A 15,341-nucleotide genomic window follows, 5' to 3' on the forward strand; every position below is an offset into this window, starting at 1 on the left:
CAGCTTGTCGGTGGCGCCCGGCCTAGGCTGATAGCGCCACTTGTTGATCGCCTGAATGGCCGCTCGCTCGAACTGGCGCTTCGGCTTGGCCTCGACCACCTCCACATCCTGTACCCGGCCGTCGGCATCGACGCTGAAACGCAAGGTCACGGCCCCCTCGATGCCTGCCTGCTGGGCCCGGTAGGGATAAACGGGCTCAACCCGTTGTAGTGGCATCAAGAGGTCGCTGGCACCGATTCCAGCGCCCTGCTGCTGACCATGGAAATTGCCGCTCGCGACCGGAGTGGGACTGGTCGCCACGCCAGGGGCGGAGACCTGTACCGCACTCAGGGTCGAGACCAGATCCAGGCTCGGCTGTACCGAAGGCAGCGGGGCCGCCGCCGGCATGGGCATCGGTGTCGAAGCCAGCGCGGCAGGCGGCTCCGGCAAGGGTTCCGGCTCCTGGGGTACCGGCCGCTCACGCACCTGTACCTCGGTCACCTCGTTCTGCATGTTGATGACGATGGATTTCTGCTCTGTAGTCGCCTTCTCCCCTCCGGGCGGCTCCACCAGGGTGGCCATGAACAACAGGATGCCCAGACTGAGGGCGGTCCCCAGTCCCAGGCTCATCAACTTGTGTTTCATTTCGGTGCCACCGCTACGGCGATGTTGGCGATGCCTGCCGCCTTGGCTTCATCCATCACCCGCACCACCTTGCCGTGGGGTACCCGTTCATCGGCCTGGATCACCAGGCTTGCCTCGGGCTGCTCCGCCAACAGTCGGGCGAGGGTGGCCTGCACCCGCTCCACATCCACCTGTTTGCGGTCGAGGAAGATCTGCCCCTGAGCGCCGATCGCCAGCATGATGCTGGACGATTTCTGCGCCTTGGCCTGGCTGGCCTGGGGTCTGTGTACCTCAAGCCCGGCTTCGCGCACGAAGGAGGTGGTCACGATGAAGAAGATCAGCATGATGAAGACGATATCCAGCATGGGGGTCATGTCGATCTGCACTTCGTCACGCTGGCGTTTGGATTGCCGTCTCATTGCATTACCTTCTCTTCTCGCAGGCCGTCCCGGGTCTTGGCCAGCGCACGCTTGGCCTGACTCTCGAGCCGGCTAAGTAACAACACGCCGGAGAGGGCCACCACCATGCCTGCCATGGTGGGGATGGTGGCGCGGGAGATCCCTCCCGCCATGCTCTCCGGGTTAAAGCGGTTGGCCGCAGCCAGCGCATCGAATACGCCTATCATGCCGGTCACTGTACCCAGCAACCCCAGCATGGGGCAGAGCACCACCAGGGTGCGGATGAAGATCAGATGACGGTTGAGCGCCAGCTCCACTTCTGCCAGCCAGCGCCCGCGAATCGCGCGAGCGTGCCAGCTGTGACGCTCGCGACGCGCCTGCCAGCGGCCCAGCAGCTGACACTGCAACGGTGCAAACCCCAGGTTGAGGTAGAGCAGCCGCTCGATCATCAGAATCCACATCAGCACCAGCAAGGCCAGAATGACCCAGAGCACCGGGCCGCCACGGCCCATGAAGCTCTGCAACTGCTGCCAGATGTCGAGCATCATGCTACCCGCTCCACCCTGTCACCATTGCTTTCGGCCCGCTCGGCCAGGATCCCGGCCACCTGCTGTTCCAGCACGTTGGAGAGCTCGGTGAAACGGGACTGCAACAGGCTGTGGGCCAGGATCAGCGGAATGGCCGCTACCAGACCCTGCACCGTGGTGACCAAGGCCATGGAGATGCCGCCCGCCATGATCTTGGGATCGCCGGTACCGAACTGGGTGATGGCCTGGAAGGTGCCGATCATACCGGTCACTGTCCCGAGCAGACCCAGCATTGGGGCGATGGCCGCGATCACCTTGACCATGCCGATGCCGCGCTCCAGGCGAGGGGTCTCCTGCAGGATCGCCTCATCCAGACGCAGTTCGAGGGTCTCCATGCTCAGTTCTGGATGCTTGTCAGCCACCGTCAGCACCCGGCCGAGGGCGTTGTCGGCATGATATTCACCGCTCTTGAGCTGGCGACGAACCCGACCCAGTTCGCGAGAGAGGCTCCACAGCCGTACTCCAGCGATCCCCAGGCCGATAGCGGCCAGCAGCACGATGATGGCGCCGACCTGGCCGCCCTGCTGGACTTGCTGCCAGAAGGTGGGCGCCTGGGCCAGCATATCGAGCAGAACACCGTGGGAGGGATCCAGCGGCAACGCTTCTCCCTCCTGACCCTGATAAGCGGCCACAGCGGAAAGCACGCTGCCTGGCAGGCCCAGCACCGGACTCAGGCCTTCGGCCTCCGGTTGCAAGAAACCAGCATCGCCCAGCAGGGCGAAGCTGCCGATCCGGGTCAACGTCTGCTCGCTGGCAACGCCCTGGGCATCAAGCACCTTGCCGTTGAACTGGGCAACCCGGCCCGATTCGCGGATCTCCTGTAGCAAGGTGGCTGGCAGCAGGGCAAGGGCGGCGCGATCAGGCACCTGTTTATCCTGTGCCATGGTTTTCAGCGGGGCGAGGCGATCAGGATACTGGCCCTCGACGGCGGATTCGCTCAGCAGCTTGACCGCATCGCTTGCCCCCTGACGGGTGACAGCAAAGATGTCGTTCATGTCGCCGGAGGCTTGCTCCCACTGGGTATTGAGCTCCACCAGCTGCTTTTCATTGGCCGCGAACTGGCTGGCCAGCTCCTTGCTCAGGCGCTGGGCCTCGGCCAGCTTGGTACGGGCAGTGCTCAGCTCCCTGGAGACAGACGCCAGATCCTGCTGAGCCTTCTGTTCACGGGCCTGTTCCTGCTGCTGCCAGGCTTCCTCGGCCACGGCGGCTGTGGTGCCCAGAGAGAGGGCGAGGGCAAGGGGTAACCACTTCATGGTGACGCTCATGACTGGGCCTCCTGACCACGGCTGACGGAAAGGGGGACATTCAACAACTGGGGAACTTTCTTGTCGGCAGCCATTTCCAACGCCTCGGCGATGGGGGAGAGCCACTGGCCGTCGAGGGCTTGCCACTGCTTGTGCTCGGCAGACCAACGCCACGCCTGGGAGCGATCGGCGGTCATCGCCAGCAGGGAGACCCGGCCCAGAGCCAGCACATCGACCCGGCGCGGTGCGCCATCCAGCACCAGCTCGGCGGAATAATGGTCCAGCCTGCTGCCGTATTCGGCTTCAATCTGATAGGCCTGCAATAGCTGGCGGAACTTCTCCGCCTCGCTCACATCGGCTCTGGCCAGCGTCGCTTTCAAGGCAGCAACCCGCGCCAGACGATCCTCCCTGCGCAGCGGGATGTCATCCTGTACCAGCTGTTCCAGATCGGCTTGCATCTGCAGCATCAGGGGGACAAGCCCCTGCCTGGTCTCCTGTACCGCTTCCAACTGCTGGCTCAGCTTGCCCAGCTCGTTTTGCTGATCGGCCACCAGAGACTGCATGTAGCGGTTGTAGGCTTCCAGATCCCGCAGTTGCAGTTGGGCATTTTGCAGCTCAATCCTGGCGGCGACGGCTCCATCGGCGGCTTTCTCCACACGCAGCTGGGAGGCTTTCCCGTCGGCGATACTGTTCTTCAATGCTGGCGCAACCACTTCGTCGGCGGACACGACGCAATGAACGGCCATGGGTAACAAGGCCAGACCCCAAAACTTGTTCATGATATAAATCTTAACAATGATAACTATTCTCATTGTCTCAAAGAGTAGGGTCACTGGCAATCAGATGATTTTCTTGGCCTCTGGCCGAAAAAACAGGATACTTTTTAGACAAGTACGGGAATAACTGGCGTTGGTAGTCGCAACACCATTTTAAATAACTAAAAAATGTCTTTTCGATCAGCAAGATAAGTGATCGAAAAAGGAGACTTACATGTTTAACGATGCGATCTGGGAACACATAGATCGGTTCACCAAGGCGAAGAAGACCAGCGAGATCCAGCAACAACTGGAGCGCTTCAGTCATCAGATGGGGTTTGATTACTTCCGTTTGCTGATTATTTTCCCCATCAGTATGCAGAAATCCCATGTGGCCTTGTTCAACAACTGCCCCACCAGCTGGTTTGATGCCTATTCGGAACGACACTACCTGACCCAGGATCCGGTCGTCTTCCTGGGACTGAAGCAGACCCAGCCCATCTTCTGGAACAAGCTCGATTGTGATGCCCCCTGGTTGCCCAGCGCCAGCAGGGAAGTAATGAACCTCGCCGCCGACTTCGGGGTGAGGAACGGCGTCTCCTTCCCGCTGCACACGCCGCAGGGGGAACACGGCATCCTCTCTTTCATCAGCAAGGAGAAGTCCAATTCCGATCTGATGTTTGAAAACGTTCCCCTGCTGTCATTCTGTGCCAGCTACATCTTCAACTCGGCCCTGACCCTCATCAAGGCCAGGCCAGACCTCATGAAATACCTGGCCGAGCTGTCGGATCGGGAGAAGGAGTGCCTGTTCTGGGCCAGCGAGGGCAAGACCTCCTGGGAGATCGCCACCATCCTCGGCATCAGCGAGCGAACCGTGAACTTCCACCTCAATCAGGTCACCAACAAGACGGACTCGCGCAACCGCAACCAGGCGATTGCCAAGAGCATCTCCAGCGGCATCATTGTGCCTTCCCTGGACGACGTGACCATCACCAACCTGCGGCTGTCGTAGCCTGTTTTGCCAAAACCAAAAGAGCCGCAATGCGGCTCTTTTTTCATTTCCGGCGACGGCTTATTCCACAGTCACGGATTTGGCCAGGTTGCGTGGCTGATCCACGTCGGTGCCCTTGATGAGGGCGACGTGGTAGGAGAGCAACTGCAGCGGCACGGTATAGACGATCGGCGCGATCATCTCTTCCACGTGGTTCAGGCTCATCACCCGCATGGTCTCGTCGCTCTTGAAACCGGCGTCCGCATCGGCGAACACATAGAGGATCCCGCCACGGGCGCGCACCTCTTCCACGTTGGACTTGAGCTTCTCCAGCAGATCGTTGTTCGGCGCCACGACGATGATGGGCATCTCGGCATCGATCAGCGCCAGCGGGCCATGCTTCAACTCACCGGCGGCATAGGCCTCGGCGTGGATGTAGGAGATCTCCTTGAGTTTGAGCGCCCCTTCCATGGCGATGGGGTACTGGCTGCCACGACCGAGGAACAGGCTATGGTGCTTGTCGGCAAACTCTTCGGCCAGAGTCTCGATCTGCTTGGCCAGGGCCAGGCTCTCCTTGATGCGCACAGGCAGGGCTTGCAGCGCCTTGACCAGTTCGGCCTCGGCGGCGGCGCTCAGGTTGCCACGGCAGTGACCGACTGAGGCCACCAGCATCAGCAGACCAGCCAGCTGGGTGGTGAACGCCTTGGTGGACGCCACCCCGATTTCTGCCCCCGCACGTGTCATGAAGGCCAGGTCGGATTCGCGCACCAGGGAGGAGCCCGGTACGTTGCAGATGGCCAGCGAGCTCATGTAACCGGATTCCTTGGCCAGACGCAGGGCTGCCAGGGTATCGGCGGTTTCTCCGCTCTGGGAAAGAGTCACCAGCAGGCTGTTGGGGCGTACCACCGACTTGCGGTAGCGGAACTCGGAGGCGATCTCCACGTCGCAGGAGACGCCGGCGATCTCTTCAAACCAGTATCGGGCCACCATGCCGGAGTTGTAGGAGGTGCCGCAGGCGACGATCTGGACGTGCTCGACCTTGTCGAAAATGGCGCGGGCGCCGTTGCCGAAGGACTCGACCACCACGTGATCACTGCCCAAGCGGCCTTCCAGGGTGTTGGTGATGGCCTTGGGCTGCTCGTAGATCTCCTTGAGCATGTAGTGTCGGTATTCGCCCTTGTCACCGGCATCGTGGGACAGCTCGGACTCCAGCTCTTCGCGCACCACGGCATGGCCGTCGGTATCGAAGATGTGCACGTCGCGGCGGGTCACTTCGGCCACATCGCCCTCTTCCAGGAAGATGAAGCGGCGGGTCACCGGCAGCAGGGCCATCTGGTCGGAGGCGATGAAGTTCTCGCCGATGCCGCGGCCGATCACCAGAGGGGAGCCGGAACGGGCCACCACCACGCGGCTGTCGTCACGGCTGTCCATCACCACGGTGCCGTAGGCGCCGCGCAGTTGCTTCACCGCGACCTGCATGGCCGCCAGCAGGCTGGGGGCGGATTTCAGCTCGTGGTGCACCAGGTGGGCAATCACTTCGGTGTCGGTGTCGGAGCTGAACACATAGCCCAGCGCCTTCAACTCTTCCCGCAGCTCTTCGTGGTTCTCGATGATACCGTTGTGCACTACCACGATATGCTCGGAGACATGGGGGTGAGCATTGCGCTCGGACGGCTCGCCATGGGTAGCCCAGCGGGTGTGGGCAATGCCGGTACCACCGTGGACGGACTGCTCTTCCAGCGCCTTGGCCAGCTCGGCCACCTTGCCGAGGCGACGCACCCGCTGCAGCGGCTGGTTGGCGCTGAACACGGCGACACCGGCCGAATCGTAGCCACGGTATTCCAGACGGCGCAGGCCCTCTACCAGGATTTCAGCCACATCACGTTGGGCGACGGCCCCGACGATGCCACACATAGACTTCTCCTTGAAACGTAAGACGTTAATTCGGTTGGATAATGGTTTGTTCAGGTCACACGGCCACGGGGGCGCAAATCAGCGTGATCCCCCTGGCCTGAATCTGTTCTCTGGCCGCATTGCTCAGCCCCTCGTCGGTCACCAGGGTATGGATGCCGGACCAGGGCAGCTCGAGATTGGGGATTTTTCGGCCGATCTTCTCCGACTCCACCATGACGATGACCTCCCGCGACACTTCGGCCATGACCCGGGAGAGGCCCACCAACTCGTTGAAGGTGGTGGTGCCCCGCTCCGGGTCGATGCCATCGGCACCGATGAAGAGCTGGTCGAAGTCATAGGAGCGCAGCACCTGCTCCGCCACCTGCCCCTGGAAAGATTCGGAGTGGGGATCCCAGGTCCCGCCAGTCATCAGCAGGGTGGGTTCGTTTTCCAGCTCACGCAGGGCACCGGCCACATTGAGGGAGTTGGTCATGACGATGAGGCCGCGCTTGTTGCCCAGCATGGGGATCATGGCGCTGGTGGTGCTGCCGCTGTCGATGATGACGCGGTTGTGATCGCGGATCCGCTCGGCGGCGGCGCGGGCAATGGCCAGCTTTCGATTCGAAACTTGTTCCGGGTTGCTGTCCACCACCATCTCGCTGGGGAGGGGAACGGCACCGCCGTAGCGACGCAGCAACAGGCCACCGGTCTCCAGCACCGCCAGATCTTTGCGGATGGTCACCTCGGAAGTGGCGAAGTGTTTGGCCAGGGCATCGACGCTGACTTCCCCCTGCTCCTGCACCAGACTCACTATGGTGTGACGGCGCTGCTGTGTGTTGCGTTTGGTCATTTATAAGTTTCGATTCGAAAGAATGACGAAATATTAATGCCTTTTCGGGAAAAATCAAACGGCAAATAGGATCCGATTTGGTTCGATGCCAGAATGAGGAGCCGATTTGCGACGAGGACGCCATGCAAAAACGACTCATCTGGCTGGTGGAAGATGAAGCCAGCATTGCCGATACCCTGATCTATGCCCTGCAGACCGATGGTTTCGAGGTGGAGTGGTTCCCCCTCGGTCAGCCGTTGCTGGCGCGACTGGAACAGACGCGACCGGATTTTTTGATCCTGGATGTGGGGCTGCCGGATATCAGCGGTTTCGAACTGTGCAAGCGGGTGCGGGCACTGACCGATATTCCCCTGATGTTTCTCACCGCCCGCAGCGAGGAGATAGACAGGCTGATCGGGCTGGAGATAGGGGCAGACGACTATGTGGCCAAACCCTTCTCGCCCCGTGAGGTGTGCGCCCGGGTGCGGGTCATCCTGCGCCGCAGCCAGCCCGCCCCCTCCCAGCCGATACAGCCACTCGCCCTGGACGAGGAGCGGGCACGAATCTGCTTCCTGGGCCAGCCCCTGACGCTCACCCGCTATGAGTACCTGCTGCTCAAGACCCTGATGCTGGCGCCGGGTCGGGTCTACTCCCGCCAGCAGCTGATGGATCTGGTGTGGCAGGATGCGGAAGAGAGTCTGGATCGCACCGTCGACACCCACATCAAGACCCTGAGAGCCAAGCTGCGGGAGCGGGACCCTGACGCCAACCTGATCCTGACACACCGCGGGCTGGGCTACAGTCTGGAGCTGGCATGAACTCAGGGTGGCCGGGCATCGGCAGGGGGATGAGATGAGAATCGGATTGCAACTGCTGTGCGGCCTGGTGCTGATCTTCGCCCTGGCCGCCTGGTTCGTGCTGGAGATCTTCGTCGAGGAGATCAAGCCCGGGGTACGCAGCGCCACCGAAGATACCCTGGTGGACATGGCGCAGATGCTGGCCCCCCTGGCCCTGGACGACATGCAGGAAGGAAAGATGGCGAATGGCCGGCTGGCCAGCGCCTTCGCCCGCCTCAACCAGAGTCCCATCAATGCCCTCATCGATGGCCACCTCAAGCAGCAGGCGGAGTACCGCATCTATGTGACCGACGCAAAAGGCAGGGTGGTCTACGACTCGGACGGGGTGGATCTGGGCAAGGACTATTCCCGCTGGAACGACGTCTACCTGACCCTGCGCGGCGAATATGGCGCCCGCAGCACCCGCAGCGACCCCGACGATCCCGCCAGCTCGGTGATGCACGTGGCCGCCCCGCTGCGGGAAGGGGATGACATCCTCGGCTCCCTCACCGTCGCCAAGCCCAACAGCACCCTGCAGCCCATGATAGAGCGCAGCGAACACCAGTTACTAAGAGGGGCGGCCCTGCTGCTGTTCATCTCGCTGCTCATCGGCGCCTTGCTAGTGTGGTGGCTCAACCGCGCCATCGGCAAGCTGGTGCACTATGCAGATGCAATCAGTCAGGGTCAGCCCGCCAGCCTGCCGCGCCTCTACAGCCCCGAACTGGACAGGCTAGGCCACTCCCTGGAAACCATGCGCCGCCAACTGGACGGCAAGGCCTATATCGAGGCCTATGTCCACAGCCTGACCCACGAGCTCAAAAGCCCGCTGGCGGCCATTCGCGGGGCGGGGGAGATTCTGGCCGAGGCGCCGCCGCCGGACATCGCAAAGCGCTTTATCGGCAACATCAATCTGGAGACGGCCCGCATGCAGCAGCTGATCGAGCGCATGCTGCAACTCGCCCGCCTCGAATCAGGGCAGGGGCTGGACAGACAATCCGTCGAGCCTGCCCGGCTGGGCAGACGGGTGCTCGACGCCCGCCAGATCCAGGCCCAGCGCCGCCAGATCTCCCTGCACGCCGAGCTGGGGGAAGGTCAGAAGCAGAAGTGGGATCCCCTGCTGGTGGAGCAGGCCCTTGGCAACCTGCTGGACAACGCCCTCGATTTTGCCCCCGCCGGCAGCACCCTGGTGCTGAGCGGCGCCATGGAGGAGGGGGGTTACTGCTTCCGGGTGCGGGATCAGGGTCCAGGCATTCCCGACTTTGCGCTGCCCAGGATTTTCGAGCGTTTCTACTCCCTGCCAAGGCCAGACAAGGGAAAAAGCAGCGGCCTCGGGCTCAGTTTTGCCATGGAGGTGGCACGCCAGCATGGCGGCCATCTTGCTCTTGCCAATCAGCCGGGCGGGGGGGTGCTGGCCACACTCTGGCTGCCCGGCAACTGAGGACACTTCACACCAAGCACACAGAGCCGGGCTAAGCTGCACCTCCTCGATGACGACCGTCCCCGTCGATGCGCATTCATATTAATCAAGGAGATAGATATGCCCCGTATGCTGTTGTCCGGTCTGCTTGCCGCCGGCCTCTTCTGTGCACTGCCTGCCAGCGCCGCTTCTGGCTGCATGCTGTTTGCCGATGGCACCGGCAAACCCGTCAGCACCCAGGGGGACTGTGCCGCACAGTTGACCCCGGCCTCCACCTTCAAGATCCCGCTGGCACTGATGGGCTATGACAGCGGCTTTCTGGTGGATGAACAACTGCCGGCCCTGCCGTTCAAGGCCGGTGATCCTGATTTCCTGCCGGAGTGGAAACAGACCACCACCCCGAGCAGCTGGATGCAATTCTCGGTCATCTGGTACTCGCAGCGCCTCACCGAGTGGCTGGGAGAGGCTCGCTTCCAGCACTACGTGGACAGCTTCGACTACGGCAACCGGGATCTCGAAGGCAACCCGGGCAAGCACGACGGTCTGACCCAGGCCTGGCTCAGCGCCAGCCTCGCCATCAGCCCCCAGGAGCAAGCCCGCTTCCTTGGGAAAATGGTGAGCGGCAAGCTGCCGGTCTCCGCCAAGACCCTGCGCCATACCGCCAACCTGATGCGTCAGCCCGACATCGACGGTTGGCAGATCCACGGCAAGACCGGCATGGGTTACCCCAAGCTGCTGGATGGCAGCCTGGACAGGGAGCAGCAGATCGGCTGGTTCGTCGGCTGGGCCAGCAAACAGGACAAGACGCTCATCTTCGTCCACACCGTTATCCAGAAGCCGGGCAAGCAGTTCGCTTCCCTCAGGGCCAGGGAGGAGGTGTTCGCCGCCCTGCCGGCCCGGTTGAAGACACTCTGATGCCAGCAACACCGGCGCCTGGCGCCGGTTTTTTTATCCCCCTTCACCACCACTTCACACTGCCCCATCCTCCCTTCACGCGACCCCGGCACACTCCCGTTCAACAACAAGGAGACGTGTCATGGTCAAACAGATTTTCACCCACAAGATCGCCCTGCTGCTGTTGCTCTGCCTGCTGATGATGATCCCGGTTCACGCCATCATGGAGCTGAATCGGGAGCGCCAGGCCTATCGCAATCAGGCCATTCACAGCATCATGGCCAGCCACAGCGGGCCTCAGCGCCTGATGGGGCCCGTACTGGTGCAGCCCTATACCCGGGCCGTCACCGTCGAGCAGGATGGCAAACATTTCGTGCGCAAGGAGCAGGTCTATCGCTACCTGCTGCCCCAGAGGCTGGACGTGCGGGCCAGCATGGAGGTGACCCCGCGCAAGCTCGGCATCTATCAGGCCCAGATTTATCACAGTCGCCTCTCCCTCTCCGGCCTGATGCCCACCAGCCTGGCTGACAAGGGGCTGGTGGCCGGCAACCCGAACCTGAGCTTCGACCCGGCGGATCCCGCCCTGGTGCCGGGCAAACCCTATCTCAGCCTGATCCTCTCCGATGCCCGGGGCATCAGCCGCGTACCCGAACTGCAATGGGGAGAGCAACGCATCCCGTTTGCCCCTGGTGCCCAGCTGGGGGACGGGCGAGTGGGGATCCATGCCCCGCTCGACGCCTTGCCAGACGAAGATGGCCGCTTTCACATCGAGCTGGATCTGCAGGGCATGAATGCGCTGGAAGTGGTGCCGCTCGGACAGGACAGCCGGTTTCACCTGAACGGCAACTGGCCCCATCCCAATTTTCTCGGCGACTTTCTGCCCGGTGAACGCACCCTTGCGGATCAAGGGTTCGAGGCAAGCTGGCAGACCAGCTGGTTCGCCACCGACATGGAGAGCCGCTTCAACCGCATGATGAAGGGAGCCGGTACCAAACTGCCGTCATTCAGCGTCAGCCTGGTGCAACCGGTGGATCACTATCAGCTGAACGAGCGGGCCGCCAAATATGCCCTGCTGTTCATCGGCCTCACCTTCATCAGTTTCTTCATGTTCGAGCTGCTCAAGGGGCTGCGGGTACACCCCATCCAGTACGCACTGGTGGGCATGGGGCTGGCCATCTTCTATCTGGTGCTGCTGGCGCTGACCGAGCATCTCGGCTTTGCCTGGGCCTATCTCATTGCCGCCCTGGCCAGTGTGGCCCTCAACGGCTTCTACCTGAGCCATGTACTGGGCGGCCCGAAACAGGGCATGGGATTCGCCGCCCTGCTGGGGCTGGTCTACGCCATCCTGTTCGGGCTGCTGCAGGCCGAGGAGACAGCCCTGTTGCTCGGCGCCCTGCTGCTGTTCGCCACCCTGGCGCTGGTCATGGGGCTGACTCGCAAGCTCGACTGGTATCAGGTGATGGAGAACAGTCCCTCCGCCACCGCATGGGCGGCCCCCCAGCCATCGACCAGTGACACCAGTCATCAGCCATAAGCAAAAAAACCGGCGCCCTCGGGCGCCGGTTTGCATTTCATTGATCGGGCATCACTTCTTCTTGACCGGGCGAGCCCAGTTCGGAATGTGGCGCTGGGGCACCCGGGTGATCACCAGCTCGTTTTCCGCCACATCCTTGGTGATGGTGGAACCCGCTCCCAGGGTCGCCCCCTTGCCGATCCGCACCGGCGCCACCAGCTGGGTATCGGAGCCGACGAAGACATCGTCCTCGATGATGGTCTGGAACTTGTTCACCCCGTCGTAATTGCAGGTGATGGTGCCAGCACCGATGTTCACCTTGGCGCCGACGTCCGCATCCCCCAGATAGGTCAGATGACCGCACTTCGAGCCCATACCCAGCCGCGCCTTCTTCATCTCGACGAAGTTGCCGACATGGGCATCCTGCTCCAGCACGGCACCCGGGCGCAGGCGGGTAAAGGGCCCGACCGAGCACTGGTCGGCAATTTGCGCACCTTCGATGACGGAGTAGGGTTTCACCTCGGTGTGGTCGCCGATGACGCAATCCTTCAGCACGCTGCCGGCACCGATGCGCACGTGATTGCCCAGCACCACCTTGCCTTCGATGATGACGTTGACGTCGATCACCACCTCCTCCCCGATTTCCAGGGTGCCGCGCAGATCGAAACGGGCCGGATCGATCAGGGTGGCGCCGGCGATCATCAGCTTCTCGGCCTGCATTTGCTGGTAGCTGCGCTCAAGCGCAGCCAGCTGCACCCGGTTGTTGGCCCCTTCCACTTCCATGGCGCTGTCAGGGTGGACGGCGGCGATGGCACAGCCATCCCCATGGGCCATGGCGATGACGTCGGTCAGATAGAACTCGCCCTGGGCATTCTTGTTGTCCAGGCGGGAGAGCCAGCTACGCAGCTGACCACCGTTGGCCACCAGCACGCCGGTGTTCACTTCGCGGATGGCCAGCTGCTCGGCGTTCGCATCCTTCTGCTCGACAATGCCGACCACCTGACCATGTTCCCGCACGATGCGGCCATAGCCGGTCGGGTTGTCCAGTACCACGGTCAGCAGCGCCATGCCATCGTCGGTCTTGGCGGCCAGCAACCGTTGCAGGGTCTCGGGCTGGATCAGCGGGGTATCGCCGTAGAGCACCAGCACGTCGTCTTCGTCATGCCAGAACGGAATGGCCTGGGCAACGGCATGGCCGGTTCCCAGTTGCTGGGCCTGCAGCACCCAGTTCAGGTCGGATGCCTGGATCCGCTCCTTCAGCAGTTCGGCGCCGTGGCCATAGACTAGGTGCAGCTGTTCGGCACCGATCTGGCGGGCGGTCTCGATCACATGGGAGACCATGGGCTTGCTGGCAACGGGGTGCAGCACCTTGGGCAGGGAGGAACGCATGCGGGTGCCTTTGCCCGCAGCCAGGATCACGACGTTGAGAGACATAGCTAGCCTTTGAAACAGGTGGAAATGCTGGGCGGAGTCTATCCAACGGGCAAAAAAAAAGCGACCCGAAGGTCGCTTTTTGCATCTTTTGCATCACCGTGATTAACGGTAATTCTTTTTGACGATATCGATAACCCGCAACTGGGCCATCGCTTTGGCCAGCTCGGCAGACGCCTGAGCATAGTCGATATCACCATGGGAGCTGTTGATCCGCTCTTCGGCACGACGCTTGGCTTCCTGGGCTTTCGCCTCATCCAGATCGTCGGCGCGAATGGCGGTATCGGCCAGCACGGTCACGGCTTCGGGTTGTACTTCCAGCATGCCGCCGGAGATGTACAGCACCTCTTCGCTACCATTTTGCTTGATCAAGCGGACCAGGCCCGGCTTGATGGCAGTCAGCAACGGAGCATGACCGTGGCGGAGACCCAGCTCACCTTCGGAGCCTGATACCTGGGCAGATTGCACGCGACCGGAAAACAGTTTTCCTTCGGCGCTCACCACATCCAGGTGAAAGGAGATCATCTCAGCCATGGGCCCTCCTATCGAGGCTTACAGTTTCTTGGACTTCTCGACGACTTCGTCGATGCCGCCAACCATGTAGAACGCCTGCTCCGGCAGATCGTCATACTCGCCCTTCAGGATGCCCTGGAAGCCACGGATGGTTTCCTTCAGCGGCACGTATTTGCCCGGAGAACCGGTAAACACTTCTGCCACGAAGAACGGCTGGGACAGGAAACGCTCGATCTTACGGGCACGGGCTACGGTCAGTTTGTCTTCTTCTGACAGTTCATCCATACCCAGGATGGCGATGATGTCCTTCAGCTCCTTGTAGCGCTGCAGTACGGTCTGAACGCCACGAGCGGTCTCGTAGTGCTCCTTGCCAACCACCAGCGGATCCAGCTGACGGGAGGTGGAGTCCAGCGGGTCAACGGCCGGGTAGATACCCAGAGCCGCGATCTGACGGGACAGTACGACGGTCGCATCCAGGTGGGCGAAGGTGGTCGCCGGAGACGGGTCGGTCAAGTCATCCGCAGGCACGTAAACGGCCTGTACGGAGGTGATGGAACCGGTCTTGGTGGAGGTGATGCGCTCTTGCAGAACACCCATCTCCTCGGCCAGGGTCGGCTGGTAACCTACTGCGGAAGGCATACGGCCCAGCAGTGCGGATACTTCGGTACCGGCCAGGGTGTAACGGTAGATGTTGTCCACGAAGAACAGCACGTCACGACCTTCGTCACGGAACTTCTCGGCCATGGTCAGGCCGGTCAGCGCCACGCGCAGACGGTTTCCGGGCGGCTCGTTCATCTGACCGTAAACCAGAGATACTTTGTCCAGTACGTTGGACTCCATCATCTCGTGGTAGAAGTCGTTACCCTCACGGGTACGCTCACCTACACCGGCGAACACGGAGTAACCGCTGTGCTCGATCGCGATGTTACGGATCAGCTCCATCATGTTGACGGTCTTGCCTACACCGGCGCCGCCGAACAGACCAACCTTACCACCCTTGGCGAACGGACATACCAGGTCGATAACCTTGATGCCGGTCTCCAGCAGCTCGGTGCTGTTGGACTGATCTTCGTAGCTGGGGGCTTCGCGGTGGATGGACCAACGCTCTTCTTCGCCGATCGGACCCTTCTCGTCGATGGGGTCGCCCAGTACGTTCATGATACGGCCCAGGGTCGAGGTACCGACCGGTACCTGGATGGCCTTGCCGCTGTTAACTACTTCCAACCCACGACGCAGACCGTCGGAGGAACCCATGGTGATGCAACGCACGACGCCGCCGCCGATCTGTTGCTGAACTTCCAGTACCAGACCCTGGCCTTGGCCTTCGCTGACAACCTTCAGTGCATCGTACACCTGGGGCACGGCATTCTGCGGGAACTCGATGTCCACCACAGCGCCGATGATTTGGACGATGAAACCGTTACTCATGTCAAATCC

15 protein-coding genes (1 of these 15 cut by a window edge) are annotated in these 15,341 nt (G+C 61.8%); 5 read left to right on the plus strand and 10 right to left on the minus strand.

Translation table 11 applies throughout. From position 1 onward, the window contains the following. The 5 genes in view from I6L32_RS06930 to I6L32_RS06950 are tightly spaced (each overlapping or abutting the next) and all read right to left on the minus strand, a layout consistent with a single transcriptional unit that may run on beyond the window. On the minus strand, positions 1–624 hold the 5' portion of the coding sequence (locus I6L32_RS06930) for an energy transducer TonB (protein ID WP_216944863.1). 39 nt of this gene lie to the left of the window's left edge; 624 of the gene's 663 nt are visible here — the first part of the coding sequence; its start codon is at positions 622–624; its stop codon lies beyond the left edge, outside the window. Further along, positions 621–1,022 carry a biopolymer transporter ExbD gene (locus I6L32_RS06935; RefSeq protein ID WP_010672232.1) on the minus strand — a complete coding sequence of 134 codons (402 nt, stop codon included), beginning with the start codon at positions 1,020–1,022 and terminating at the stop codon, positions 621–623. The genes I6L32_RS06930 and I6L32_RS06935 overlap by 4 nt, the downstream gene beginning before the upstream one ends. Further along, positions 1,019–1,549 carry a MotA/TolQ/ExbB proton channel family protein gene (locus I6L32_RS06940; RefSeq protein WP_049637204.1) on the minus strand — a complete coding sequence of 177 codons (531 nt, stop codon included), beginning with the start codon at positions 1,547–1,549 and terminating at the stop codon, positions 1,019–1,021. Before I6L32_RS06940 ends, I6L32_RS06935 begins: the two co-directional genes overlap by 4 nt. Further along, entirely contained in the window at positions 1,546–2,853 is a 1,308-nt protein-coding gene (locus I6L32_RS06945) for a MotA/TolQ/ExbB proton channel family protein (protein ID WP_039040619.1), read from the minus strand. Before I6L32_RS06945 ends, I6L32_RS06940 begins: the two co-directional genes overlap by 4 nt. After that, complete coding sequence (locus I6L32_RS06950) at positions 2,850–3,611, minus strand: DUF3450 domain-containing protein (protein WP_045522614.1); 762 nt, start codon at positions 3,609–3,611, stop codon at positions 2,850–2,852. The genes I6L32_RS06945 and I6L32_RS06950 overlap by 4 nt, the downstream gene beginning before the upstream one ends. A 211-nt stretch (positions 3,612–3,822) precedes the next feature. On the opposite strand from I6L32_RS06950, the gene I6L32_RS06955 reads away from it, so the two are divergent. Next, a complete protein-coding gene (locus tag I6L32_RS06955) occupies positions 3,823–4,599 on the plus strand; it encodes a LuxR family transcriptional regulator (RefSeq protein ID WP_010672236.1) in 777 nt (258 codons plus the stop codon). Between the two features lie 60 nt (positions 4,600–4,659). On the opposite strand, the gene glmS is transcribed toward I6L32_RS06955, so the two are convergent. Both glmS and I6L32_RS06965 read right to left on the minus strand, forming a co-directional pair. Further along, on the minus strand, positions 4,660–6,492 hold the full coding sequence (glmS, locus tag I6L32_RS06960) for a glutamine--fructose-6-phosphate transaminase (isomerizing) (RefSeq protein ID WP_042016118.1): 1,833 nt from the start codon (positions 6,490–6,492) through the stop codon (positions 4,660–4,662). Positions 6,493–6,547: 55 nt separating this feature from the next. Then, positions 6,548–7,321 carry a DeoR/GlpR family DNA-binding transcription regulator gene (locus tag I6L32_RS06965; RefSeq protein WP_010672253.1) on the minus strand — a complete coding sequence of 258 codons (774 nt, stop codon included), beginning with the start codon at positions 7,319–7,321 and terminating at the stop codon, positions 6,548–6,550. Positions 7,322–7,443: 122 nt separating this feature from the next. Here I6L32_RS06965 and blrA point away from each other — a divergent pair, with 122 nt between their 5' ends. The 4 genes from blrA (at position 7,444) to creD (ending at position 11,981) form a co-directional block, all read left to right on the plus strand. Continuing rightward, positions 7,444–8,118, plus strand: coding sequence for a beta-lactam response regulator transcription factor BlrA (blrA, locus tag I6L32_RS06970; protein ID WP_010672254.1), 675 nt, complete (start codon positions 7,444–7,446; stop codon positions 8,116–8,118). A gap of 34 nt (positions 8,119–8,152) precedes the next feature. Beyond that, positions 8,153–9,574 carry a beta-lactam sensor histidine kinase BlrB gene (blrB, locus tag I6L32_RS06975; protein ID WP_216944864.1) on the plus strand — a complete coding sequence of 474 codons (1,422 nt, stop codon included), beginning with the start codon at positions 8,153–8,155 and terminating at the stop codon, positions 9,572–9,574. A 99-nt stretch (positions 9,575–9,673) separates the two neighbouring features. Continuing rightward, on the plus strand, positions 9,674–10,468 hold the full coding sequence (locus tag I6L32_RS06980; protein ID WP_151027527.1) for a class D beta-lactamase OXA-1161: 795 nt from the start codon (positions 9,674–9,676) through the stop codon (positions 10,466–10,468). A gap of 121 nt (positions 10,469–10,589) precedes the next feature. Then, positions 10,590–11,981 (plus strand): cell envelope integrity protein CreD, encoded by a 1,392-nt coding sequence (gene creD, locus I6L32_RS06985; protein WP_216944865.1) that lies wholly within the window; start codon positions 10,590–10,592, stop codon positions 11,979–11,981. A 51-nt stretch (positions 11,982–12,032) separates the two neighbouring features. On the opposite strand, the gene glmU is transcribed toward creD, so the two are convergent. The 3 genes from glmU to atpD form a co-directional block, all read right to left on the minus strand. Beyond that, entirely contained in the window at positions 12,033–13,394 is a 1,362-nt protein-coding gene (gene glmU, locus I6L32_RS06990; protein ID WP_216944866.1) for a bifunctional UDP-N-acetylglucosamine diphosphorylase/glucosamine-1-phosphate N-acetyltransferase GlmU, read from the minus strand. Positions 13,395–13,496: 102 nt separating this feature from the next. Continuing rightward, positions 13,497–13,925 carry a F0F1 ATP synthase subunit epsilon gene (locus I6L32_RS06995; protein ID WP_010672259.1) on the minus strand — a complete coding sequence of 143 codons (429 nt, stop codon included), beginning with the start codon at positions 13,923–13,925 and terminating at the stop codon, positions 13,497–13,499. A gap of 18 nt (positions 13,926–13,943) precedes the next feature. Continuing rightward, positions 13,944–15,332, minus strand: coding sequence for a F0F1 ATP synthase subunit beta (atpD, locus tag I6L32_RS07000; protein WP_010672260.1), 1,389 nt, complete (start codon positions 15,330–15,332; stop codon positions 13,944–13,946). Positions 15,333–15,341 lie beyond the last annotated feature (9 nt).

Source organism: Aeromonas sp. FDAARGOS 1402 (assembly GCF_019046925.1).
Taxonomy (GTDB): Bacteria; Pseudomonadota; Gammaproteobacteria; order Enterobacterales; family Aeromonadaceae; genus Aeromonas; species Aeromonas caviae.

Excerpts from the sequence above, each read along its gene's own strand:
- creD (WP_216944865.1), top strand. The coding sequence starts at position 10,590 with ATGGTCAAACAGATTTTCACCCACAAGATCGCCCTGCTGCTGTTGCTC.
- I6L32_RS06955 (WP_010672236.1), top strand. The coding sequence starts at position 3,823 with ATGTTTAACGATGCGATCTGGGAACACATAGATCGGTTCACCAAGGCG.
- I6L32_RS06980 (WP_151027527.1), top strand. The coding sequence starts at position 9,674 with ATGCCCCGTATGCTGTTGTCCGGTCTGCTTGCCGCCGGCCTCTTCTGT.
- I6L32_RS06995 (WP_010672259.1), bottom strand. The coding sequence starts at position 13,925 with ATGGCTGAGATGATCTCCTTTCACCTGGATGTGGTGAGCGCCGAAGGA.
- blrA (WP_010672254.1), top strand. The coding sequence starts at position 7,444 with ATGCAAAAACGACTCATCTGGCTGGTGGAAGATGAAGCCAGCATTGCC.
- I6L32_RS06965 (WP_010672253.1), bottom strand. The coding sequence starts at position 7,321 with ATGACCAAACGCAACACACAGCAGCGCCGTCACACCATAGTGAGTCTG.
- glmS (WP_042016118.1), bottom strand. The coding sequence starts at position 6,492 with ATGTGTGGCATCGTCGGGGCCGTCGCCCAACGTGATGTGGCTGAAATC.
- blrB (WP_216944864.1), top strand. The coding sequence starts at position 8,153 with ATGAGAATCGGATTGCAACTGCTGTGCGGCCTGGTGCTGATCTTCGCC.
- I6L32_RS06945 (WP_039040619.1), bottom strand. The coding sequence starts at position 2,853 with ATGAGCGTCACCATGAAGTGGTTACCCCTTGCCCTCGCCCTCTCTCTG.
- I6L32_RS06940 (WP_049637204.1), bottom strand. The coding sequence starts at position 1,549 with ATGATGCTCGACATCTGGCAGCAGTTGCAGAGCTTCATGGGCCGTGGC.
- I6L32_RS06935 (WP_010672232.1), bottom strand. The coding sequence starts at position 1,022 with ATGAGACGGCAATCCAAACGCCAGCGTGACGAAGTGCAGATCGACATG.
- atpD (WP_010672260.1), bottom strand. The coding sequence starts at position 15,332 with ATGAGTAACGGTTTCATCGTCCAAATCATCGGCGCTGTGGTGGACATC.
- I6L32_RS06950 (WP_045522614.1), bottom strand. The coding sequence starts at position 3,611 with ATGAACAAGTTTTGGGGTCTGGCCTTGTTACCCATGGCCGTTCATTGC.
- glmU (WP_216944866.1), bottom strand. The coding sequence starts at position 13,394 with ATGTCTCTCAACGTCGTGATCCTGGCTGCGGGCAAAGGCACCCGCATG.